This window comes from Fertoeibacter niger (assembly GCF_009380135.2).
Taxonomy (GTDB): Bacteria; Pseudomonadota; Alphaproteobacteria; order Rhodobacterales; family Rhodobacteraceae; genus Fertoeibacter; species Fertoeibacter niger.
The window spans coordinates 46,689-70,527 of sequence record NZ_WHUT02000006.1 but is presented as its reverse complement, the minus strand read 5'-3'; the positions used below and the strand labels follow the sequence as shown (position 1 = coordinate 70,527).

Genomic DNA, 23,839 nt, shown 5'->3' with positions numbered 1-23,839 from the left:
GTCAACGCTCTCCGGTGATGAGGCGGCGGATGTAGGTGTTCAGCACGACAGCCCCCAGCAGGATGACGCCCAGGAACACCCGGAACAGCGAGCTTTCAACGCCCGCGAAGAACAGGCCCTGCTGCACGACGCCGAAGATCAGCGCCCCGAGGGCCGCACCGATGACGGACCCGTATCCGCCCGTCAGCAGGGCACCGCCGATGACCACGGCAATGATCGCCTCGAACTCTTTCAGCAGCCCGCGATCCGCCCCGGCCGAGCCGAACTCCATCACCTGGCAGGTCGCAAAGACGGTCGCGCAGAAGGCCGAGAACATGAACATCAGGATCTTCACCCGGTTGACCGGCACGCCGACATAGCGCGCGGCCTGCGCATCGCCCCCGCTGGCGAAGATCCAGTTGCCAAAGCGGGTGCGGGTCAGGAGGATGTGACCGAAGATCACCAGTGCCACCGCCCAGACGATCAGCAACGGAATACCATCCACCACCGGCTGCCCCTTGTTGTTGCCCCGCTCGAACACGGCGATGACCCCGGCATCGCCCAGCCAGACAAAGAGGCCGTTCAGGATCTTGCCGCCGAAAAGCCAGGCCACAGGGTCGCCCGCGGCGGCGTCGGACACGCCGCCGATGATCGTCTTCCGCTCGATCAGTTGCGGCAGAAAGATGGTGAAGCCGCGCAGGATGAACAGGAAGGCCAGCGTCACGATGAAGCTGGGCAGCCCGGTGCGCACCACGATATAGCCGTTCAACGCACCAATGGCGATGCACAGAACGAAGGTCAGCAGGATCGCCAGCCAGACCGGCCAGCCCAGCGTGACCGTCAGGATGGCGATGGACATGCCCGCGAACCCGATCATCGAGCCGACCGAAAGATCGAATTCCCCGGCGATCATCAGCAGACATGCACCCACGGCGATGATCATGAACTGGGCCGAGACGATCGACCAGTTCAGGACGCCCTGAATGTTGAACATGCCGCTGTCGGCCGCGAAGATCAGGAAGAACGCAAAGACCGCGATCGTGCCGACGATCCCGCCAAGCTCGGGCCGGATCAGCGCGCGGCGCATGCCCGACATCTGTTTGACCCGTTCATCGGACACGGGCGTTGGTCGTGCCGCTTCAGCCATGCGGGCACTCCTTGAATGAGGTGTTGGTGCGTGTTGCAGGGGTTCGAAACCGGGCGCGCAGTAGGGCCCGCGCGCCCGAAAGGGGGCTAGCGGTATTCGCCCGCGAAAGCCTCGACCTTGGTCAATCCGTCTGCGGTGACAAAGCCGGGGCCCGAGTTGATGTTGTTGCCCGGCAGAACGCCGTAGCGGTCATAGTTGGTCAGCACCACCACCGGCAGATAGGCCTGAAGGAACGGCTGCTGGTCGATGCCCCACTTGATCGTGCCGGCCTGAATGCCCTTCACGATCTCGGCGCCAAGGTCGAACGTGCCGAAGTAGATGTCGCCGGCCATGCCGTTCTCGGCCAGGGCCTGCAGCGTCGGGTCGGCCGAAGTCGGCCCCAGCGTCAGCACGGCATCGGTGTCGGGATTGGCCGAAAGATAGGCCAGAACGCGGTTCTTGATTTCGGCCGGGTCTTGTCCTGCGTCGATCATCTGGTTGCCCAGCGGGATGCCCAGACCATCGGCAAAGCCCTGGCAGCGTTCCTGCGACGACGGCTGAACGATATAGTGGTTCACGCACAGGAAAGACGCCACGCCATCGGCCTTGGCCCGCTGACCCGCAGCCAGACCGGCGTCGTATTCCGGCTGGCCGACATACATCAGCGCGCCCACTTCGCGCGCCTGTTCGGGTGTGCCCGAGTTCATGATGATCACGTTGATGCCGCTGTCGACCGCCGCCGTGATCGAGCCTTTCAGCACGTCGAAATCGGCCAGCGTCGTGATGATGCCATCGGGGTTCGACGCCGCCACCTGATCGATGATCCGCGCCATGTCGGCCAGATCGCCGGTGGGCGGGTTGCGGTATTCTACCGTGACACCCATCTGCTCGCCAGCCAGCGCCATGGCGTTCTTGATCGTGTTCCACCAGCTGTCGCTGTCAGGAGCGTGGCTGACGAGAACATAACGTTCGCCCTCGGCATGTGCTGCCGAGACGCTGGCAAACGCACTTGCCGCAACCGCCGCGACGGCGATCGCCTTGGAAATCTTCTTCATGAGGTCCTCCCTGACCGATGTAGGCGCGCCGGTATGCAACCTGTGGCACCTGAGGGATGGTAGCTTGGCTCGCAACCAATTGCAACCGGTTGCAACGCATATCGATACAGGTGGTCTTCTTGGGCAGTCTGTCTGTATACTGCTCCCTGTCATCGAGAGCAGCGAGTATGTCATGACAGCTACCCTGAAGGATGTGGCCGCGCGCGCCGGCGTGTCGCGCTCGGCCGTGTCGCGCACGTTCACCGATGGCGCGTCGGTGTCGCCAAAGACCCGCATGAAGGTTGAAATTGCCGCCAATGAGTTGGGCTACGCGCCGAATGCCTTGGCCTCCAGCCTGACGACCGGGCGCACGAAGCTGATCGGGCTGATCGTGAACAACTTTCAGAACCCGCTGATCCTCGAGGTGTTCGATCTGTTCACCCGGGGCCTGCAGGATCGCGGGTTGCGGCCGCTTCTGGTGAACCTCAGCACGGCGACAGACCCCGCAGCCTCGTTGCGGATGCTGCGGCAATACTCTGTCGATGGGGTGATCGTGGCCTCGTCCACCCTGCCGCCCAGCTTTGCCGAGGCGTTCAAAAGCGCCGGGCTGCCGGTGGTGCATGCCTTCGGGCGCTATTCGGCCTCGCCCGATGTTCATGTGGTGGGGATCGACAATGTGGCCTGCGGGCGGATGGCCGCCGAGGCGCTTGTGGCGCGCGGCTATGACCGCGTGGCCTTTCTGGGCGGGCCGCAGGATGCTACCTCGACCCAGGACCGGGCGGCGGGGTTTCTGGCCGCACTTCGCGCGCATCCCGCGATCACCGTCAGCGTCAGCTATGCCAGCACCTATACCTTTGACGCAGGCCGGGCGGAAATGCAGCGCCTGCTGGAAAGCCCACCCGCGCAGGCCTATTTCTGCGGCGATGATCTGCTGGCCGTGGGTGCGCTGAGCGCGATCGCAGATGCGGGCCTGTCGGTGCCGGGTGACATCGGGCTGATCGGGCTGAACGACATGGAGATGTCGCGCTGGCAGAACATCGGCCTGACCACGATCCGCCAGCCCGTCGCCCAGATCATCGACGCCGCAATCGACCTTGTGGTGATGACGATCGAGGCCCCCGACCGTCATCCCGAGAATCGCATCTTCCCCTGCCGGGTGATCGAACGCCAGACGCTGAGGTAAGCCGAACGGCGCGCTAGCGGAACATCGGTGGCCGCGCGTCCATCCATGCCCCGCCAGCCTTTGCCGAGGCAACCGCCGTGTGAACGGCTGCCATCGACCGCAGACCGCTGGCTGCGGTGGGCAGGCCGTCGCGCGCCTCGCCGCGAATTGCATCCGCGATGTCGCAGTAGATGTTGGCCACGGCCAGCGGAAACCCCTCGGGGTGTGCGATGGCGACCCGGCTCAGGCGTTTTGCCTCTTCGTAAAGCCCTGCCTCGCCCTTTTCGATGATCTGGGTGCGCCCGCCCACCGGCGTATAGATCAGCTGGTTCGGCTGTTCGGACGCCCAGCGAAAGCCGCCGGTTTCGCCAAACACCTGAATGTCAAAGCCGTGCTGCCGCCCGATGGCGACGGAAGAGGTCCAAAGCCGCCCGACCGTGCCGCGCGACAGGCGGAAGTTGACCATCGCATCATCCTCCAGCACCCGGCTGGAAATGGTCGAGGCAAAATCTGCCGACAGCTTTTCCACCTCGTCGTCGCAGATGAAGCTGGCCATGTGCAGCGCGTGGATGCCGCAGTCGGCGAATTGCCCCGACACGCCCGCCATTGCCGGATCATAGCGCCAGCGGACGCGCGGGTTTTCCGCGTCGGTGGCGTCGCCGTGGTGGCCGTGGCTGAAATTCGTCACCACCAGCCGGACGCGGCCGATATCGCCAGCGCGCACCATGGCGCGGGCCTGGCGGACCATCGGATAGGCCGAGTAGCAATAGTTCACGGCGCAGATCTTGCCGGTCTTTTCGGCGATGCGGACGATCTCTTCGCCCTCTTCCACCGTCACCGTCATCGGCTTTTCGCACAGCACGTGGAACCCGGCCTCGAGAAAGGCCTTGGTGATCTCGAAATGCGTCGCGTTGGGGGTGGCGACTGTCACCAGATCCACCCGGTCGGCGCGGCCCCGTTCGCCCGCCAGCATTTCGGTCCAGTCGCCATAGGCGCGGTCAGGGGCGACGCCGAGGCTTTGGGCATAGGCGCGCCCCACATCCGGGCGGTGATCCAGCGCCCCTGCGGCCAGGGTGAAATGCCCGTCAGCCAGCGCGCCAAGGCGGTGGGCCGGGCCGATCTGGCTGCCTTGCCCGCCGCCGATCATGCCCCAGTTCAGTTTTGCCATGGTCGAAGTCCCTCAGTTGAAGCCGATGGAGTGCAGATAGTCGCGGTTCGCCCGTGCATCGTCGACCGGGCTGACATCCAGCGTCGGGTCACAGTCTTGTTCAACCGTGCACCAGCCGGTGAAGCCCGCGTCCAGCAGGATCTGGCGCACCGCCGGAAAATCCACATCGCCCTTGCCCAGATTGCAGAAGATGCCCTGACCGCAGGCGTCGTAGAACCCGGTGCTGGCGGCAATGGCGGCCGCTTTCACGGCAGGGTCTATATCCTTGAAGTGCATGTAGGAAATGCGGCCGATATGGCGGCGCATGAAGGCCACGGGATCATAGCCCGCATAGGAATGATGGCCGGTGTCGAAGCAGATTTTCAGGATGCTGTCATCCACCTCGTCCAGCAGACGCTCCAGTTCCGGCTCAAAGTCGATGAAGCCTGCGGCGTGGGCGTGGATGCCCACCGTCAGGCCGTATTCCTCGGCCCCCAGCTTGGCCACCGTGGCAATCCGGTCGCGGAAGGCGGCCCATTCGGCGGCGTCCATCTGCTCGGCCGCGTCCGGGCGGCCCGCAGTGGGCGCGCGGCGGGGCGAGATGCTGTCGATCAGCACCAGATGCCGGGCACCATGCGCCGTCAGCGCCTTGCAGGTGCGGGTCGCGGCATCCATCACCTCGTCCCAGGCGGCGGGATCATGGAACGGGCGGAACACCACGCCGCCGATCAGTTCCAGCGCGTTTTCGGCCAGCGCCGCGCCCAGAACACCCGGGTCTTCGGGCATGAAGCCGATGGGGCCCAGTTCGATGCCGCGATAGCCGGCGGCGGCGCAATCGGCCAGCACCTGACGCCAGGCCGGATTGCGCGGATCGTCTGCAAACTCCACCCCCCAGGAACAGGGGGCGTTGCCGATGCGGATGGTCATGGTGTGTCCTTATGGTTTGGGAACGGGATGCCAGCGCCCATCGGCGGCGGACAGAAAGGCGGTTTCGATGATCTGCGCCACGGCAAGACCATCGCGGAAGGTGGGCCAGACCGGTTGACCCGTGGCGATGGCTTGCAGAAAGTCGCGCGCCTCGATGATGATCTGGTCCTGATAGCCGGTGCCATGCCCCGGCCCTTGGCAAAAGGCGCCATAGTCGGGATGCGCCGGGCCGGTCAGGATGCGGGCAAAACCGCGCGTCGCCTGAGGACCGTCGGCGCGGTAAAGGTGCACCGCGTTCTGATCTTCCTGGTCAAAGCGGATCGCGCCCTTTGTGCCATGAATTTCATAGGCATACCCCATCTTGCGCCCCGTCGCGGTGCGGCTGATGTAAAGATGCCCCATTACGCCGGACGCAAAGCGCAGCATCATCTGCGCATGGTCATCATTTGTGACCGCGACCGGCCCGCCGGGGCCGGGGCGGTTGGCGTGCACGGTTTCGATGCGTGCCGAAAGCTCCGCCACATCGCCCATCAGGGCCAGCGTCAGGTTGATCGGATGCGGTGCCAGATCGCCCATGCAGCCCGTCGCCCGCCCCGATGTGCGCCAGGTGGCGGGTTCAGATGGGTCGGCCAGAAAATCCTCGGTATGTTCAGCGCGAAACCACGTCACCGTGCCGATCGCACCTTCGGCCAGCAATTGCCGCACGAACTGCGTGGCGGGCGTGCGCACATAGTTGAAGCCGATCATGTTCGGCAGGCCCGATGCCTCGGCCGCCGCGACCATCGCGCGGGCATCCTCCAGCGACGCGCCCAGCGGCTTTTCGCAGAACACCGGTTTTCCGGCGGCAAAGGCGGCTTCGGCGATGGCGCGGTGGGTGGACTGGGGCGAGGCGATGACCACCGCCTGCACCTTGGGGTCTGCGATCAGATCCTGCCAGTCGGCAGCGGCACGGGCAAAGCCGTAGGCGGCGCGATAGCGTTCGGCGCTTTGCGCGCTGCCGGCGGCAATCACCTCCAGCCGTGGGCGCAGTTCCGTGCCGAATACCGCGGCGACGGCCGACAGGGCAACCGCATGGGCCTTGCCCATGTATCCGCCGCCCACCAGTCCGATCCCGATGTCTGCCATTGCATCCTCCCTGACGCGACCAGTGTTGCAACCGGTTGCAAAACGGATAGCCAAAGCGTATAGCCAAAGCAAGCCCCGATAGCGGGGCAAAGGCAGCGCGAGGAACCCATGACCGCATCCGGCACGACTGTCAGGCTCACTGTGGCACAAGCCATCGTGCGGTATCTGATGAACCAGTATATCGAGATCGACGGGGTCGCGACGCGGATCTGTGGCGGCGGGTTCGGCATCTTCGGCCATGGCAACGTGCCCTGTCTGGGCGAGGCGCTGTATCCGGTGCACGCGGAACTGCCGCTGTATCGCGGGCAGAACGAACAGAGCATGGGATTCGCGGCGGCGGCCTATGCCAAATACCACCTGCGCCGCCGCTTCATGTTCTGCACGGCAAGCGCGGGTCCGGGCACGGCCAACCTTTTGACGGCGGCGGCGCTGGCCCATGCCAACCGGTTGCCGATGCTGATGCTGTGCGGCGATACCTTTCTGACCCGGCTTCCCGACCCGGTGCTGCAACAGCTTGAACATTTCGGCAATCCGACGATCGGGGTGAACGATGCCTTCCGCGCGGTCAGCCGCTATTGGGATCGCATCACCCATCCGGCGCAGATCCTGCAATCGCTGCCTGCGGCGCTGAACACGATGCTTGATCCCGCCGATTGCGGCCCGGCCTTCCTTGGCCTGCCGCAGGATGTGCAGGGCTGGTCATGGGACTATCCGCAGGCGTTCTTTGCCCGGCGTGTGCATCGCATCCGCCGCCAGGCGCCCGACAGCCTTGAAATCGCCGAGGCGGCGGCCCTGCTGCGTGCGGCGAAACGCCCCGTCATCGTGGCGGGCGGCGGCGTGCAATATTCCGGTGCGGTGGCCGAACTGACCACCTTTGCCGAGGCGCATGGCATTCCCGTGGTGGAAACCATCGCCGGGCGGGCCAACCTGCTGGCGACGCATCCGCTGAACATCGGCCCTATCGGGGTGACGGGATCGGACAGCGCCAACACCATCGCGGGGGCGGCGGATGTGGTGCTGGCCGTGGGCACAAGGTTGCAGGATTTCACCACCGGGTCGTGGACGGTGTTCGCCCCGGACGCCCGGCTGATCGGGCTGAACGTCGGGCGCCATGATGCGGCCAAGCATCTGTCGCTTGCCGTGGTGGGGGATGCCCGGCTGGGCCTGTTGGCGTTGGGGGCCGCCCTTGGCCCCCATCGCGCGCCGGATGGCTGGGTGGCGCAGGCGCAGGCCAAGCGCAGCATCTGGAATGCCTATGTCGCGGACAACACCCGCCCCGGCAACCGGCCCAATTCCTATGCGCAGGCCATCGGCGTGGTGAATGCCCTGTGCCACCCGCGCGACCGCATCGTGACGGCGGCGGGCGGTCTGCCCGCCGAGGTAACCGCCAACTGGCGCACGCTGGGCATCGGCACCGTGGATGTCGAGTTCGGCTTTTCCTGCATGGGCTATGAAATCGCCGGGGGCTGGGGCGCGCGGATCGCGCAAACCGAAGCAGAGCCTGACCGCGACACCATCGTTCTCGTGGGCGACGGCAGTTATCTGTTGATGAATTCCGACATCTATTCATCGGTGCTGACGGGCAAGAAGTTGATCGTGCTGGTGTTGGACAACGGCGGATTTGCCGTGATCAACAAGCTGCAGAACAACACCGGGCAGGACAGTTTCAACAACCTGATCGCAGATTGCCCGACCGTGTCCGCGCCCTTCACCGTCGATTTTGCCGCGCATGCCCGCGCCATGGGGGCCATCGCCGAAACCGTGGCCGACCCCGCAGCACTGGGTGAGGCGTTCCTGCGCGCCAAGGCGGCCGACAAGACCACGGTGATCGTGATGCAGGTCGATCCCCATGACGGCTGGACGACCCAGGGCCATGCCTGGTGGGAGATCGGAACGGCGCACGACTCTGACGTGGACAGCGTCAACGCCAGCCATGCCGAGGTCGAGGCCGGCCGCGCCCGGCAAAGGCAGGGGGTGTGATGGCCGATCTGTCCCGCCTCGGGCATGGCCCTTTCCTGGTGATCGGACGCGCGGGCATGGATCTTTACGCCGACCCGCCCGGCACCCGGACCGAAGAGGCCACCCGCTTTTCCGCCAGTCTTGGCGGATCATCGGCCAACATTGCCGTGGCCCTGACCCGGCAGGGGTGCCGGGCCGCGCTGATGACCTGCGTTTCGGACGACGCTGTGGGGCGGTTCTGCCTGAACCAGCTTGACCACTACGGCATTGACCGGGCCCATGTCCGCCGCGTGGGGGGCGAGGCGCGCAATTCGCTGGCGGTGGTGGAAACCCGGCTCGAAAACTGCCAGTCGGTGATCTACCGCAACGGGGCTGCCGATTTCGAGATGACGGTCGCCGATGTCGAGGCGGTGGATTACGCCGCCTTTTCCGCCCTGATCACCACCGGCACCGTTCTGGCCGCCGAACCGTCGCGAGGGGCCGCGTTCCGCGCCTTCGATCTGGCCCGCGCGGCCGGGTTGCCGCTGATCTTCGACATCGACTATCGCCCCTATTCGTGGCCCTCGGCGCAGGTCGCATCGCAGGTCTGTTCACGCGCCGCTGCGCTGTGTGACGTGATTGTCGGCAATGATGTCGAGTTCGGCTTCATGGCGGGCGACTACGCGCGCGGGCTGGACTGCGCGCGCGATCTGGCCCGGACGACGGCGCAGATTGTTGTCTACAAACGCGGCGAGAACGGCGCTGTCACCCTGACGGCAAGCAGCGAATTCGCCAGCGGCATCTACGCCACCGAGGCGCTGAAACCCACCGGTGCGGGCGACAGCTTTCTCGGTGCCTTCGTGGCTGGCCTGTCGCGGGGCCTGCCCCTGCCCGATTGCGTCCGGCGCGGATCGGCGGCGGCGGCGATGGTGGTGGCCCGCGTCGGCTGTGCCCCCGCCATGCCGACCGAGGCAGAGCTTGCCGCCTTTCTTGCCACCCATCCCGGCCCTTCCTTCTGAAAGCCCCACCATGCACATCGCCCCCCATGACAACCACAACCGCGCCATCGTCGATCTGCATGACGCGCTTGTGCCGCTGGTCTATTTCAACATCATCCGGCTGAAGGCGGGCGAAAGCTTTGACTACCGCACCCCCGGCTATGAAACCTGTGTGGTGCCGGCCACGGGCACGGTGACGGTCGAGACGATGGGCGAGACCTTTGCCGCCATCGGCCACCGGGGCGCGGATGTGTGGGACGGCGAGCCCGAGGGCGTTTATGTGCCCAGCGACACGGGCGCGCGGATCACGGCGCTGACCGAAACCGAAACCTTCATCGCCGGTGCGCAGTTCGCCGAAACCCTGCGCCCCTTTGCCGTGCGGGCGGCCGATATCGACCGCGTGCAATACGGATCGGACGACACGAAAACCCATCGCAAGATCAAGCACATCCTTGGCGCCGCCTATCATGACCGTGTGGGCCGCCTGCTGGTCAGCGAGTTGTTCACGGTGGGCGCGGGCGGCTGGTCGGGCTTTCCCAGCCACAAGCACGACACCGACCGGCTTCCCGATGAGACGCGGCATGACGAATGCTACAACTTCCGGTTTCGCCCCGACTACGGCTCGGGACTGCAAATGCTGCAGCGGGTCGATAATGAACCCGGCGATGCCTATCACATCATGAACCGGTCCACCGTGCTGATTGACAAGGGCTATCACCCTTGCTGCGTGCTGCCGGGATACGAGATGTATTACTTCACCATCCTTGGCGGCCAAAGCCAGCGCAGCCTGAAGCAGTATTTCCAGCCCACCCATGCCGCACAATTGCACACTATTCCCGGCATCATGGACATGGTGGCCAAGTTCAAATGACCCTTGCAACGCTGTCAGACGTTCTGCGCCCGGCGCTGGCGGGCGGCTATGCGGTGCCCGGTCTGGTCTGTCTGGGCTGGGAGGACATGCGCGCCTACGTGATGGCGGCCGAGGCCGAGCGCGCCCCGGTGATCCTGCAGGCCGGCCCCGGCTGCCGCGCGCACACCCCCTTGCCGATCCTGGGTGCGATGTTCCGGCATCTGGCGGCCAGCGTGGATGTGCCGGTCGTGGCGCATCTGGACCACGGCTATACGCTTGCGGATTGTCAGGACGCGCTGGACGCCGGGTTCACCTCGGTCATGTTCGACGGATCAAACCTGCCTCTGGACGAGAATATCGCGCAGACCGCCGCCGTGGTGGCCTTGGCCCGTTCGGCCGGGGCCTCTTGTGAGGGCGAGATCGGCTTTGTCGGCTATGACGGCGGGGCGGGCTCGGCGGGCACGGATCCGGCGCAGGCCGCGCGATTCGCAGCAGAAACCGGCGTGGACGCCATGGCGATATCGGTGGGCAACGTGCATCTGCAACAGGGGCCGGGCGGCGGTCTCGACCTTGGCCGTATCCGCGCGATCGAGGCGGTGACGCGCGTCCCGCTGGTCATCCACGGCGGATCAGGCGTGCCGCCTGCGCAGCGGGCCGATCTGGCCGCGCGGTCGCGTATCTGCAAGTTCAACATCGGAACCGAGTTGCGCATGGTCTTCGGCACCGCCTTGCGCAGCGCCGTCAACAGGGATCCGGCCCGGTTCGACCGTCTGGCGATCCTGCAGGAAACCCATGAACCGGTCTTCGAGGCCGCCAGAACACTCTTGCGCAATCTTGGGGCTTCAAGCCGGGTCTAGGGGGCTGCGGGCCGTCTGCCCGAGCGCGCGCTTGCACCGGCGCTGGGCCGCACCTTTGACAAATGGCCGCTTCAAGTAATGATGCGACTGCGGCGCCACACAGCAGCCAGGCAGCTTTGCGCGCGTCGCGTCGGTCACGCCCGCCTTGCCGGCAGTCAATGGATGGCATCCGCGCAATGCTGTGCACCTGTTCTGACATCCACGAACAGGGTATTTCAGCCCCACCGTTCTGAAATTGCTGCCGTCATTCAATGGAAATCCCGGCTGGGGAACAGCTTTTTTGCCTGTTCCCGCGGGTGCCGGGCCGTTGAGCGGGGGTCGCCGCCCACGGGGCGTTTCGTCTCATCGGCGCGGCCATCGTTGGAGGCAATCATCACCGGGCGGCCCAGCGTGGTGAGCAGGGACGAGACATCCTCGACATGTTCGGCGATCAGATGCACCACGGGGCCGTCGCGTTCGATGCGGCCCTGCACGCGCAGCAGGCGGCCCGCGATCACCGCCTTGCGGAAGGCGGCGTAAACGCGGGTCCAGACCACCACATTGGCCGTGCCGGTCTCATCCTCCAGCGTCAGGAAGATCACCCCGGATGCTGTGCCGGGGCGCTGGCGGGTGATGACAAGGCCAGTGACAGTGACGCGGCCCCGGGCCTGCGCCAGCCGGTCGGCGGGCAGGCTTTCGGGCAGGCGGGGGCGCAGCAGTTCAACCGGATGGGCGCGCAGCGACAGACGCAGGGCCAGATAATCCTCGATCACCTCCTGGCCCAGGGTCATCGCTGGCAGGGTGACGGCGGGTTCCACGCCGCCCTCGCCATCCGGGCCGAACAGCGGCAGGGGGGCGGGGGCGCGCAGCGCCTTGGCCGCCCACAGCGCATCGCGCCGCGTCAGGCCGAGGGCGGCAAAGGCATCGCCTTCGGCCAGCCGTTCCAGCGTGTCGGGGCGCACCCCGGCGCGGCGCCACAGGCTTTCGACATCGGGATAGCCGTTGCCACGGGCGGCGGCGATCCATGCCGCATCCTCTTCGCGCAGGCCCTTGATCTGGCGAAAGCCCAGCCGCAGCGCCAGCGCGCCATCCGCGCGGGGCTCCAGCGTGCAATCCCACAGCGAATGGTTGACCGAGACGGGCCGCACCTCAACCCCGTGTTCGCGGGCGTCGCGCACCAGCTGGGCAGGGGCGTAAAAGCCCATCGGCTGCGCGTTCAGCAGCGCGCAGGTGAAAATGGCCGGGTGGTGGCATTTGAGCCAGGCCGAGATATAGACCAGCCGGGCAAAGCTGGCGGCATGGCTTTCGGGGAAGCCATAGCTGCCGAAGCCCTCGATCTGGGCGAAACAGCGGGCAGCGAAATCGGCATCATAGCCGCGCTCCAGCATGCCCGACACGAACCGGTCGCGAAAGCTGCCGATGGTGCCCATGCGCTTGAACGTGGCGAGGCTGCGGCGCAGCCGGTCGGCCTCGGACGGTGTGAAACCGGCGGCGACCACGGCGATCTGCATGGCCTGCTCCTGGAACAGCGGCACGCCATAGGTGCGCCCCAGCACCTCCATCATCGCGGGGCCCAGGTCTTCGACGGGTTCCTTGCCCTGACGGCGGTTGATGAACGGATGCACCATGCCGCCCTGGATCGGGCCGGGGCGCACGATGGCCACCTCGCAGACCAGATCGTAAAAGGCGCGGGGCCGCATCCGGGGCAGGAAGTTCAGCTGTGCGCGGCTTTCCACCTGAAACACCCCGATGGCATCGGCCCGGCAGAGCATGTCATAGATGGCGGGGTCTTCGGGTGGCACATTGGCCAGCGTGCGCCGCTCGCCCCGGTGATCCTTCAGCAATCCAAAGGCCTTGCGGATGCAGGTCAGCATCCCCAGCCCCAGTATATCGACCTTCAAGAGACCCAGCGCGTCGATATCGTCCTTGTCCCATTCGATGACGGTGCGATCCTCCATCGCGGCGTTTTCGATGGGGCACAGCTCGTCCAGCCGGCCATGGGTGATGACGAACCCGCCGACATGCTGGCTCAGATGCCGGGGAAAGCCGATCAGTTCGCCGATCAGCTGCATGGTCAGCGTGACGCGCCGGTCGGCGGGGTCAAGGCCAGCATCGCGCAGCCGGTCTGCGCCGGGGGCAGAGGATGACCAGCCCCAGATCTGGCCCGACAGGCGCGCGACGACGTCCTGGCTCAGGCCCATCACCTTGCCCACCTCGCGGATCGCGGCGCGGCTGCGGAAATGGATGACGGTGGCCGTCAGGCCCGCGCGTTCGCGGCCATAGCGGGTGTAGATCCACTGGATCACCTCTTCGCGCCGTTCATGTTCGAAATCCACGTCGATGTCGGGCGGCTCGCCGCGTTCCTTGGAAATGAACCGCTCGAAGATCAGGGTGATGGATTCCGGCGGCACCTCGGTGATGCCCAACAGGTAGCAGACCACCGAATTGGCCGCCGACCCGCGCCCCTGGCACAGGATGCCTTGCGACCGGGCGAAGGCCACGATGTCATGCACCGTCAGGAAGTAGGATGCATATTCCACCTCGCGGATCAGGGTCAGCTCTTTCTCCACACGCGCGACGATCCTGGGCGGCGGCCCGTCGGGGTAGCGCCAGAGCAACCCGTTGCGGGTCAGCCGTTCCAGCCGGGCCTGCGCCGGTTCGCCGTTCAGCGCCTCGTCGGGATACTGGTAGCGCAGCTCGTCCAGCCCGAAGGCGCAGGCATTGGCAATCTCGACCGTGCGGCGGATCGCGGCGGGGTAGCGGTGGAACAACCGCGCCATTTCGGCCCCGGATTTGAGCCGGTGTTCGCCATTGGTCAGCCGACGCTCGCCGATGCTGTCGATGGTGCATCCCTCGCGCAGGCAGGTCAGCACATCGGCCAGCGGGCGGCGGGCCGAGCGGTGCATCAGCACATTGCCGAGGGCGACCATGGGCAAGGCGGTGGCCTGGCCCAGCGTGGCCAGCCGGTCAAGACGGGGCTGGTCGCGGCCGTCGTAATGCGGCGCGGCACCCAGGAAACACTGGCCGGGGAAGGCTTTGGCAATCTGGGCGATATGCGCGCGGGTGGTGGCGGTCACGGTTGCATCGGCCTCGACCGGATCGGGCGGCAGCGCGATCAGGATCATTCCCTGCCCCCAGTCCAGCAGATCGGCGCGGGTCAGATGGCATTCGCCCTTGGGCGCGCGCCGCTTGCCCTGTGACAGCAGGCGGGTCAGGCGTGACCAGGCTGCCACATTGGTGGGCAGGGCCACCCATTCCACCAGGCTGTCGGCCAGCACCAGCCGCGCTCCTGCGATCAGCCGTGGCAACGGCGTGCCGGGCAGGACGGGGGCTGCGGTGTCGCCGGTAAAATGCGGCACGGTCTGGCGGCTGGAATGGTCGGTCACGCGCTGCGAGCGGATGGCAGGACCGGTGGCTGTGCTGTCAGGGGCACCGTCCTGTGCCGCCTCGGCCTGTGCAAGCGCCTCGTCGCGCAGACGGACCAGCTCCTTCAGGGCGGAGAATGCCCGCACCACCCCCGCCACCGAATTGCGGTCGGTGATGGCGATGGCGGTCAGGCCCAGTTCGGCAGCCCGCGTCACAAGTTCCTCGGGGTGCGAGGCTCCGGTCAGGAAGGTGAAGTTCGAGGTGACGCACAACTCGGCATAGGGGGGGGCGCTGCCCCCGCCGCGACTGCGCCGCGCCTCCCCGGGGATGTTTGAGCCAGGATGAAAGCCGGTCATGCGAATTCCCCCTGCGCGAACCAGTTCTGCGCCCCCGAGGGCGCGGGCCAGTTCTGCGCCCCCGAGGGCGCGGGCCAGGCCGGGTTTTGCGGGGTGTGGAACAGCCACAGCCGCGGGCCTTGCTGCGTTTCGATCCGCCAGTAGTCGCGCAGGCCATTGCGCCAGGAGGGGTCGTCGAACCACCATTCCGGGGTGATCCTTTCCGGCCCATGGGCGCGCAGGGTGGTAAAGGACATGCGCCGCCAGCGGAACTGCGCGGGCGGGTGGCCCGAGGCATGGGTGACGGGTTCGGGTGGAAAAAGCGTGATGGGCCGCAGGGGGCCGCGCCTGCGGGGTGCTGCGAGGGGTTCCGACCAGGCGGCGGCCACCAGCTGAAAGCTGCGCTCGGGGATCTTGCTGTTGGCGGGCACCATCCGCAGCACGCGGTCAAAGCCGATGCGGTTGCCAAGGCGCGAAACCAGATCGGCCAGCGCATCCTCCTGCCGCAGGGCGGGGCCGCTGCCGATCTGTTCCGGCGCCAGCGGCTCGGTGATCGTGGCCGACAGGCGCATGCCGTCGATGCCAAAGCCCGAGTCAACCTCATCCACACCCTTGGCGAACAGGGCGGCGATGCGGGCGGGGTCGCGCATCGGCCGGGCCAGACCGATTTCCACCTGCGCCGTGCCGTGATCCACCCGGCGCAGTTCCAGCCGCAGGCGGCGCGCGCCCTGCTGGTGCAGCGCCAGCGTGGCACACAGCCGGTCCAGCAGGCGCGCAAGCCCGGCCATCACGTCGGATTGCAGGCCGATCGGTTCGGGCAGCGTGATCCGCACGCCAAAATGCGGCGGCTCGGGTTCTGCCGCCACCGGTTCGGGCTGATGGCCCAGAAGCTGATCCAGCCGCAGCACCAGCGCCGCGCCAAAGCGGCGGGCCAATGGTGCGCGGGGCAGTGCTGCCAGATCGGCGATGCGGGCGACGCCGACACGGGCCAGCGCGTCAGCGGTGGCATGGTCGATACGCAGCGCCGAAACCGGCAAGCGGCCGATGCCTTGCACCAACGCGCCTTCGGCAAGGATCCCGCCACCGTGGCGTGCCAGCGCATGCGCGGCCCCGCGCGTGCCCGCAATGGCGCTGGCGACCGACAGGCCCGCCCACTCCAGCCGCGCATGCAGATCGCCGCGCAGTTCCGCCTCGCCGCCGAACAGATGCGCGACGCCGGTGATGTCGGCCACCAGACCATCCGTGCCATCGGCGGCGACCATGGGCGCATAGCGGCTGGCCCAGCGGCGCAGGGCCGACAGGGCATCCGCCTCGCGTGCCAGATCGGCGGGCCGGGTCGTCACGTCGGGGCAGATCGCCCGGGCATCGGCCAGCGGCATGCCGCGCCGCAGGCCGCGCGCCTCGGCGGCAAGGTTCAGACAATGCAGGTGATCGGCATTGCCCGACCGGTGGGTCAGGGCAAAGGCCCCCTCAACGGGGCGGTTCCGCAGGCTGGCATCGCTCGCCAGCCGGGGAAACCAGATGGACAGCAGCCGTCGCGCCATGCCAGTTCAAAGTCCACGATCCGATAGTTCCTGATTTGTTCTTGTTAAGGGACCAGCGGTGCAGAGTCGAGTCCGCCGCTGTCGCAGCCACGGGTTCACAGTGCCACCGCGTCTCGCAGGCGCTGCTGCCCTGGCCCTCGCGGATCAGCATCAGCCCGGTTGTCCGCCCGGTTTCGGCGGCCAGTTGCAGCCGACGGCCTGCGGTCAGCGACAGCGCCTGTTGCGGTTCGGCAATGACCAGCGCGACGGGCGCTGCGCGCAGCGCCTCCTCGACGCACCACAAAAGGTCGGTCTCGCCCTTGGGTGTCAGCAGCATCAGCCGCTCGCCCAGACCGGCGGGCAGGCCGCGCAGCATGGGGCGCTGCGGCTCATGCGCGGGCAGCACCCACAGCACGGGGCCGGGGTGGCGCAGGCACTGGACCAGCGCAAAGGCGCGGCGGCCCGGCCCCCCGGCCTCATGCACGCGGGCATTGGTCAGCGTGAACGGGTCGGCCGCCGCCGGGCGCCGGGTAAGGTTATGCAGGGTCGTCACGCGCGTCCTCCAGCACGATGTCCAGCTCGCCATCCGGCAGCGGGCGTTGCAGGTCAAGCGCGCGGTCGATGGGGGCGGTCAGCCACAGCCGCCACTCCTCGGGGCGCGTCAGGATCACCGGCATCGCCTTGGGGTGAATGCGCTCCACCTCGCGGTTGGGTTCGCAGGTCAGGAACCCGAAGGCCTCCACCGTCACCTCGCCCTCCTTCAGCTTGCGCACCGAGGTCCATGTGGTGCGGATACCGGCAAAGAACGCCAGCGGCCGGTCGGGCCCCAGCGCGAACCACACCGGCTTGCCCTTGCCGGGCCCGGGCCGGTTGTCGGGCTCGGAAAAACTGGTGAAGGGCACCAGACAGCGGTGCGGCACCCCCAGCCAGCGCCGCCAGTGCGGCGAGGCGAGGTTGCGGATGTTCGTCACCCCCGGATCAGTGCGCTTGCCCGCCAGGAACTGCGGCGGCGTGGGCATCCCCCAACGCGCCATCGCCAGCTGCCAGCCACCGTCTGGCCCATGCCGGATGATCGGCGCCGGATAGTCGGGCCAGATCCCCGGCATCGGCGGCAGGTTGCCGGTCACATCATCCAGCACCTCGCCCTCGGCGACCACGTCATCAAAGACATGTCGCATCGCGTCCTGGCTCTTGGTCTGGGAGTAGAGGTTGCACATGGGCGGGGTCCGGAATCAGCAGGGCCCAAGGGTGCGAACATTGCGGGAACTTGTCCAGCGAATGTGTGCGTGGGCAAGGTTGGCTGTCGCAATTGTTGATGAGGGGCGGTGCCAGCGCCAGTGCTTGCAGGCACGCGTCCTGCCCACCCGCCTGCGCCGGATCTTGGCCACGAAAAGACCTGTTCCACCGGTATTGCGCGGTCTGGTGGCTGATCTCGATCCTGCGTTCCTGCAACAGGTCTTCCACGTTACTTGGCGACAGCGGAAACCGGATGCAAGGCAGCACCGCAAGGCGGATAGCCTGCGGGCTGGTATTGAAGTGCTTGAACGCTGGGCGCTGCGTCTTCAAGCAAGGCAGCAAGCCCGCCCTCCCTCTGCCGCTTTTCTTGCCTGCACCCGGAAATGCTGCCAAACCCGGTGCATGATCGACAAGCTGGAGATGTTTCTTGCCCTTGCCCGCGAGCGCCACTTCGGGCGTGCGGCGGAAAGCTGCGGTGTCACGCAACCCACGCTGTCCAGCGCCATCAAGCAACTGGAGGATCAGCTGGGCGTGCAGCTGGTGTTCCGGGGTTCGCGCTTTCAGGGGCTGACGCCCGAGGGGCTGCGCGTGGTCGATTGGGCGCGGCGCATCGTGGCCGACATGCGCGGGCTGAAGGATGAGATGCGTGCGGTCCGGTCCGGTCTGACCGGCGTTTTGCGGATCGGGGTCATCCCCACCGCGCTGCCGATGGTGGCCGACCTGACGCTGCCCTTTACCGAAAGGCACCCGCATGTGCGCATCAGCGTTCTGTCGCGCACCTCGGCGGAAATCCTGACCGGGATCGAGGCGCTGGAGCTGGACGCGGGCATCACCTATCTGGACAACGAACCTCTGGGCCGGGTCACGCAGGTGCCGCTTTACGCGGAACACTACCGCCTGCTCTGCGCCCCCGGCACAGCGCTGGCGGCCCGCGCGCAGGTGACATGGGCCGAGGTGGCCGGGGTGCCCTTGTGCCTGCTGACAGCCGACATGCAGAACCGCCGCATCGTCAATCAGCATCTGGCCGAGGCGGGGGCGGTGGTGGCGCCTTCGGTCGAGTCGAACTCGACCATCGTGCTGGTGTCGCATGTGCTGTCGGGCCGCTGGGCCTCTGTCGTGCCGAAAAAGCTGGCCGATCTGTTCACCGTGGGCGGGCGGCTGGTGGCCCTGCCGATCGTGGCCCCCGAGGCCGCGCATCTAGTGGGCCTGATCGCGGCCCACCGCGAGCCACACACCCCGATACTGGCCGCGCTGCTGGAGGCGGCACGCAAGGCAGTCGATTGACCGAGCCTATTGAACAACGGGTTATCACTATTGATTTGCCTATCGCACCGCGTAGAAAGGGCAAAGCCAACCGGAGGTAAGCCATGCAGCAGGACGCGGCAGACATCAGCGCGCGTGTGGGGGATATCCTCAGCGCCCATGCCGCGCTGGAGGGGCCCTTGCTGCCCATCCTGCATGCCGTGCAGGCCGAATATGGTTTCGTGCCGCAGGCGGCGCTGCCGCAGATTGCCCGGGCGCTGAACCTCTCGCGCGCCGAGGTGCATGGCGTGGTCAGCTTTTACCACGATTTCCGCGAAGAACCGGCAGGCCGCCATGTGGTGAAACTGTGCCGCGCCGAGGCCTGTCAGGCCATGGGCGGCGATGCCGTGGCCGACCATGCGCGCGCCCGTCTGGGGGTGGACTGGCACGGCACCACACCCGGCGGCGTGACGCTGGAGCCTGTGTTCTGCCTGGGCCTTTGTGCCTGCGCCCCTGCGGCGCTGATCGATGGCCGGGTGGTGGGCCGGGTGGATGCCGCAAGGCTGGATGAATTGCTGGCGGGGTGCGGCGCATGAAAATCTATGTGCCACGCGATGCCGCCGCCAAGGCACTGGGGGCTGATGCCGTTGCCGCCGCCGTGATGGCCGAAGCGCGACGGCGCGGGCTGGATGTGACGCTGGTGCGCAACGGATCACGCGGCATGGTCTGGCTGGAACCGCTGGTCGAGGTGGATTGCGCCACCGGCCGCTATGCTTTTGGTCCGGTGTCGGCCAAGGATGTGCCCGCGCTGTTCGAGGCGGGGTGGCATGATCACCCGCTGGCCCTTGGCCTGACGGCGGAACTGGACTGGATGAAACGCCAGACCCGGCTGACCTTTGCCCGTTGCGGGCTGACCGATCCGCTGTCGCTGGTGGATTATCAGGCGTATGGCGGGCTGGCGGGGCTGCGGCGCGCCTTGGCCGATCCGGCAGGCATCGTGGCCGAAGTCACCGCATCGGGGCTGCGGGGCCGGGGCGGCGCGGGCTTTCCCACAGGCATCAAGTGGAAAACGGTGGCCGAGGCGGTGGCCGATCAGAAATACATCGTCTGCAATGCCGATGAAGGCGATTCTGGCACCTTCGCCGACCGGATGATCATGGAGGGCGACCCCTTCACCCTGATCGAGGGCATGGTTATTGCGGGCATCGGCACGGGCGCCACGCGCGGCTATGTCTATCTGCGGTCCGAATACCCCGATGCGATTGCGGTGATGACCGAGGCGGTGCTGATCGCCCGGGCCGAAGGGCTGTTGGGCTCGTCGGTGCTGGGCTCGTCCCACGCCTTTGACATGGAGATCCGCACTGGGGCCGGGGCCTATGTCTGCGGCGAGGAAACCAGCCTGCTGAACAGTCTGGAGGGCAAGCGCGGCGTGGTGCGGGCGAAACCGCCTTTGCCCGCCTTGCAGGGGTTTCTGGGCAAGCCCACGGTGGTTAACAACGTGATTTCATTGGCCACCGTGCCGGTGATTTTCGAGCGGGGGGCGGCGTTCTACAAGGACTTCGGCCTTGGCCGGTCGCGCGGCACCATCCCCTTGCAGATCGCGGGCAATGTGAAACATGGCGGGCTGTTCGAGGTGGCTTTCGGCCTGACGCTGGGCGAGATTGTGGACGGTATCGCGGGCGGCACAGCCTCGGGTCGGCCGGTAAAGGCCGTGCAGGTCGGCGGGCCTTTGGGGGCCTATTTCCCCCGCTCGATGTTCCATGTGCCCTTTGGCTATGAGGAGTTCGGCGCGGCCGAGGGGCTGATCGGCCATGCGGGGCTGGTGGTGTTCGACGACAGCGCCGACATGTTGAAACAGGCACGCTTTGCTATGGAGTTCTGCGCGATTGAATCCTGCGGCAAATGCACCCCCTGCCGCATCGGTGCCGTGCGCGGCGTCGAAACGGTGGACCGGATCGCACGCGGCGACACCGCCGCCATCCCGCTGCTGACCGACCTCTGCACCACGATGAAAGCCGGGTCGCTGTGCGCGCTGGGGGGGTTTACCCCCTACCCCGTGATGAGCGCCTTGACCCATTTCCCCGCTGATTTCCACGCCACCGCAAAGGAGGCCGCCGAATGAAAGACTTCATCATCCCCGACCGCGATTTCGGCACCCCTGCGGCCAAATCGAAAACCATGGTCACGCTGACAATCGACGGCTTCGACATCACGGTGCCCGAAGGCACCAGCATCATGCGTGCCGCTGCGGAAATCGGCATTTCGGTGCCAAAGCTGTGCGCGACCGACTCGGTGGATGCCTTCGGCTCCTGCCGCCTGTGTCTGGTCGAGATCGAGGGGCGCAACGGCACCCCCGCCAGTTGCACCACACCCGTTGCCCCCGGCCTGAAGGTCCACACCCAGACCGGCAAGCTGAAACAGCTGCGGCGTGGCGTGATGGAGCTTTACATCTCGGATCACCCGCTGGATTGCCTGACCTGTTCGGCCAATGGCGATTGCGAATTGCAGGACATGGCGGGGGCCGTGGGCCTGCGCGATGTGCGCTATGACGCGGTGGATACCCATTTCAAGGCGCGCGATGCCGGCGGGTCGGTCAACGCGCACTACATCCCCAAGGACGAATCCAACCCGTATTTCACCTATGATCCGGCGAAATGTATCGTGTGCAGCCGTTGCGTGCGCGCCTGCGAAGAGGTGCAGGGCACCTTCGCCTTGACCATCGAAGGCCGTGGGTTCGACAGCCGCGTGTCCTTTGGCGCGAAAGCCGACAATGCGCTGGCGTCTGACTGCGTGTCATGCGGGGCCTGCGTGCAGGCCTGCCCAACCGCCACCTTGCAAGAAAAATCCATCATCGAGATCGGCACGCCCGAGCGTTCGGTGGTAACAACCTGCGCCTATTGCGGCGTGGGGTGCAGTTTCAAGGCGGAAATGCGCGGTGATGAACTGGTGCGCATGGTGCCCTACAAGCACGGCAAGGCCAACCGGGGGCATAGCTGCGTCAAGGGCCGCTTTGCCTATGGCTATGCCGCCCACAAGGACCGCATCCTGAACCCGATGATCCGCGATGTGATCACCGATCCCTGGCGTGAAGTGTCCTGGCCCGAGGCGATGGAGTTTGCGGCGCAAAAGATGCGCGGCATTCAGGCGCAGCACGGGCGGCATTCGATCGGCGTGATCACCTCCAGCCGCTGCACCAATGAAGAAACCTATCTGGTGCAAAAGCTGACCCGCGCGGTGTTCGGCAACAACAACACCGACACCTGCGCGCGGGTCTGCCATTCGCCCACCGGCTATGGTCTGGGCCAGACCTTCGGCACATCGGCGGGCACGCAAGACTTTGATTCTGTGGAACAGACCGATGTGGTGATCGTGATCGGGGCCAACCCGACCGACGGGCATCCGGTTTTCGCCTCACGTCTGAAAAAGCGGCTGCGGCAGGGGGCCAGGCTGATCGTGATCGACCCGCGCCGGATTGATCTGGTGGATGGCCCGCATGTGAAAGCGGCGCACCACCTGCCGCTGCGGCCCGGCACCAATGTGGCCGTGGTGACGGCGCTGGCGCATGTGATCGTGACCGAAGGGCTGTTTGACGAATCCTTCATCCGCGAACGCTGCGACTGGGACGAATTTCAGGACTATGCCGAATTCGCCGCCGACCCGCGCCATTCGCCCGAGGCGACGGAACTGCTCACACAGGTGCCTGCGGCCGATTTGCGCGCGGCGGCGCGGCTGTTCGCCAAGGGCGGCAACGGCGCGATCTATTACGGTCTGGGCGTGACGGAACACAGCCAGGGTTCCACCACGGTCATCGCCATTGCCAACCTTGCCATGCTGACCGGCAATGTCGGGCGGCCCGGTGTGGGGGTTAACCCGCTGCGCGGCCAGAACAATGTGCAGGGGTCGTGCGACATGGGGTCGTTCCCGCATGAACTGCCCGGCTACCGGCATGTGAAGAATGATGATGCGCGGGCGGTGTTCGAATCGCTCTGGGGTGTGACCATCGACAATGAACCGGGCCTGCGTATTCCCAACATGCTGGATGCGGCGGTGGAGGGCACGTTTCGCGGCCTTTACTGTCAAGGCGAGGATATTTTGCAATCCGACCCCGACACGAAACATGTGGCGGCGGGACTGGCGGCGATGGATTGCGTCATCGTGCATGACCTGTTCCTGAACGAGACGGCAAATTACGCCCATGTCTTTCTGCCCGGCTCGTCCTTCCTTGAGAAAGACGGCACCTTCACCAATGCCGAGCGCCGCATCAACCGGGTGCGCAAGGTGATGGCCCCGAAGAACGGCTATGGCGACTGGGAAGTGACGCAGATGCTGGCCAACGCCATGTTGAAAGAGTCGGGGGGTGGCAACTGGACCTACACCCACCCCTCGCAGATCATGGATGAGATTGCCGCCACCACGCCATCCTTCGCCGGGGTCAGCTATGAGCGGCTGGAAGAGCTTGGCTCCGTCCAGTGGCCCTGCAACGCGGCGCATCCTTTGGGCACGCCCCTGATGCATGTCGAAGGTTTCGTGCGCGGCAAGGGCAAGTTCATCCGCACCGAATATGTGGCAACCGATGAACGCACCGGCCCGCGATTCCCCCTGCTGCTGACCACGGGGCGGATCCTGTCGCAATACAACGTCGGCGCGCAGACACGGCGCACCGCCAACGTGGTCTGGCACGATCAGGACGTGCTGGAGATCCACCCCCACGACGCCGAGGTGCGGGGGGTCAAGGATGGCGACTGGGTGCGGCTGGCGTCACGCGCGGGCGACACATCCTTGCGGGCAAAACTGACCGACAGGGTGTCGCCCGGCGTGGTCTATACCACCTTCCACCACCCCGACACGCAGGCCAATGTCATCACCACCGATTATTCCGACTGGGCCACCAACTGCCCGGAATACAAGGTGACGGCGGTGCAGGTGGCCCCATCCAACGGCCCGACCGGCTGGCAGGAGGATTACAACGCGCAGGCCGAAATGGCCCGGCGCATCCTGCCTGCGGCGGAATGACA

Annotated in this window: 18 protein-coding genes; 9 read left to right on the top strand and 9 right to left on the bottom strand. The window is 66.4% G+C overall.

Annotated features, from left to right (window positions below; translation table 11 throughout):
• Position 1: 1 nt before the first annotated feature.
• Together GEU84_RS11275 and GEU84_RS11270 are read right to left on the bottom strand one after the other, a co-directional pair.
• Positions 2-1,126: an ABC transporter permease gene (locus tag GEU84_RS11275; RefSeq protein ID WP_152825421.1), complete on the bottom strand. Its 1,125-nt coding sequence runs from the start codon at positions 1,124-1,126 to the stop codon at positions 2-4.
• 86 nt (positions 1,127-1,212) lie between these two features.
• On the bottom strand, positions 1,213-2,160 hold the full coding sequence (locus tag GEU84_RS11270) for a sugar ABC transporter substrate-binding protein (RefSeq protein ID WP_152825419.1): 948 nt from the start codon (positions 2,158-2,160) through the stop codon (positions 1,213-1,215).
• Between the two features lie 172 nt (positions 2,161-2,332).
• On the opposite strand from GEU84_RS11270, the gene GEU84_RS11265 reads away from it, so the two are divergent.
• Complete coding sequence (locus tag GEU84_RS11265; RefSeq protein ID WP_152825417.1) at positions 2,333-3,322, top strand: LacI family DNA-binding transcriptional regulator; 990 nt, start codon at positions 2,333-2,335, stop codon at positions 3,320-3,322.
• A 13-nt stretch (positions 3,323-3,335) separates the two neighbouring features.
• Here GEU84_RS11265 and GEU84_RS11260 read toward each other — a convergent pair whose 3' ends face one another.
• From GEU84_RS11260 to GEU84_RS11250, 3 genes are read right to left on the bottom strand one after another with little or no spacing between them, the layout of a single operon-like run.
• Positions 3,336-4,469, bottom strand: a complete 1,134-nt coding sequence (locus GEU84_RS11260) for a Gfo/Idh/MocA family protein (RefSeq protein ID WP_152825414.1) — start codon at positions 4,467-4,469, stop codon at positions 3,336-3,338.
• 12 nt (positions 4,470-4,481) lie between these two features.
• On the bottom strand, positions 4,482-5,375 hold the full coding sequence (locus GEU84_RS11255; protein ID WP_152825412.1) for a TIM barrel protein: 894 nt from the start codon (positions 5,373-5,375) through the stop codon (positions 4,482-4,484).
• Positions 5,376-5,384: 9 nt separating this feature from the next.
• Positions 5,385-6,500, bottom strand: coding sequence for a Gfo/Idh/MocA family protein (locus tag GEU84_RS11250; RefSeq protein ID WP_152825410.1), 1,116 nt, complete (start codon positions 6,498-6,500; stop codon positions 5,385-5,387).
• Positions 6,501-6,608: 108 nt separating this feature from the next.
• Here GEU84_RS11250 and iolD point away from each other — a divergent pair, with 108 nt between their 5' ends.
• From iolD to GEU84_RS11230, 4 genes are read left to right on the top strand one after another with little or no spacing between them, the layout of a single operon-like run.
• Positions 6,609-8,480 carry a 3D-(3,5/4)-trihydroxycyclohexane-1,2-dione acylhydrolase (decyclizing) gene (gene iolD, locus GEU84_RS11245; protein WP_152825408.1) on the top strand — a complete coding sequence of 624 codons (1,872 nt, stop codon included), beginning with the start codon at positions 6,609-6,611 and terminating at the stop codon, positions 8,478-8,480.
• A complete protein-coding gene (gene iolC / locus GEU84_RS11240) occupies positions 8,480-9,457 on the top strand; it encodes a 5-dehydro-2-deoxygluconokinase (protein ID WP_152825406.1) in 978 nt (325 codons plus the stop codon). Before iolD ends, iolC begins: the two co-directional genes overlap by 1 nt.
• Positions 9,458-9,467: 10 nt before the next feature.
• Positions 9,468-10,307 carry a 5-deoxy-glucuronate isomerase gene (locus GEU84_RS11235; RefSeq protein ID WP_152825404.1) on the top strand — a complete coding sequence of 280 codons (840 nt, stop codon included), beginning with the start codon at positions 9,468-9,470 and terminating at the stop codon, positions 10,305-10,307.
• On the top strand, positions 10,304-11,143 hold the full coding sequence (locus GEU84_RS11230; RefSeq protein ID WP_152825402.1) for a class II fructose-bisphosphate aldolase: 840 nt from the start codon (positions 10,304-10,306) through the stop codon (positions 11,141-11,143). The genes GEU84_RS11235 and GEU84_RS11230 overlap by 4 nt, the downstream gene beginning before the upstream one ends.
• A gap of 248 nt (positions 11,144-11,391) precedes the next feature.
• Here the strand turns inward: GEU84_RS11230 and GEU84_RS11225 are convergent, their stop codons facing one another.
• Genes GEU84_RS11225 through GEU84_RS11210 form a run of 4 tightly spaced genes read right to left on the bottom strand, consistent with a single transcriptional unit; the run spans position 11,392 to position 17,563 of the window.
• On the bottom strand, positions 11,392-14,844 hold the full coding sequence (locus GEU84_RS11225) for an error-prone DNA polymerase (RefSeq protein ID WP_152825400.1): 3,453 nt from the start codon (positions 14,842-14,844) through the stop codon (positions 11,392-11,394).
• The gene (locus GEU84_RS11220; protein ID WP_152825398.1) at positions 14,841-16,367 is read right to left on the bottom strand and encodes a Y-family DNA polymerase; all 1,527 of its coding nucleotides are present in this window, start codon (positions 16,365-16,367) and stop codon (positions 14,841-14,843) included. Before GEU84_RS11220 ends, GEU84_RS11225 begins: the two co-directional genes overlap by 4 nt.
• Positions 16,294-16,899 (bottom strand): ImuA family protein, encoded by a 606-nt coding sequence (locus GEU84_RS11215; RefSeq protein WP_338144784.1) that lies wholly within the window; start codon positions 16,897-16,899, stop codon positions 16,294-16,296. The genes GEU84_RS11220 and GEU84_RS11215 overlap by 74 nt, the downstream gene beginning before the upstream one ends.
• Positions 16,883-17,563, bottom strand: coding sequence for an SOS response-associated peptidase (locus tag GEU84_RS11210; protein WP_152825394.1), 681 nt, complete (start codon positions 17,561-17,563; stop codon positions 16,883-16,885). Before GEU84_RS11210 ends, GEU84_RS11215 begins: the two co-directional genes overlap by 17 nt.
• A 421-nt stretch (positions 17,564-17,984) precedes the next feature.
• On the opposite strand from GEU84_RS11210, the gene GEU84_RS11205 reads away from it, so the two are divergent.
• From GEU84_RS11205 to fdhF, 4 genes are all read left to right on the top strand, one after another.
• Positions 17,985-18,866 (top strand): LysR family transcriptional regulator, encoded by an 882-nt coding sequence (locus tag GEU84_RS11205; RefSeq protein WP_152825392.1) that lies wholly within the window; start codon positions 17,985-17,987, stop codon positions 18,864-18,866.
• Between the two features lie 83 nt (positions 18,867-18,949).
• Positions 18,950-19,420: a formate dehydrogenase subunit gamma gene (locus tag GEU84_RS11200; RefSeq protein ID WP_152825390.1), complete on the top strand. Its 471-nt coding sequence runs from the start codon at positions 18,950-18,952 to the stop codon at positions 19,418-19,420.
• The gene (locus tag GEU84_RS11195; protein ID WP_152825388.1) at positions 19,417-20,946 is read left to right on the top strand and encodes a formate dehydrogenase beta subunit; all 1,530 of its coding nucleotides are present in this window, start codon (positions 19,417-19,419) and stop codon (positions 20,944-20,946) included. The genes GEU84_RS11200 and GEU84_RS11195 overlap by 4 nt, the downstream gene beginning before the upstream one ends.
• Positions 20,943-23,837: a formate dehydrogenase subunit alpha gene (gene fdhF, locus GEU84_RS11190; protein WP_152825386.1), complete on the top strand. Its 2,895-nt coding sequence runs from the start codon at positions 20,943-20,945 to the stop codon at positions 23,835-23,837. Before GEU84_RS11195 ends, fdhF begins: the two co-directional genes overlap by 4 nt.
• Positions 23,838-23,839: the final 2 nt, after the last annotated feature.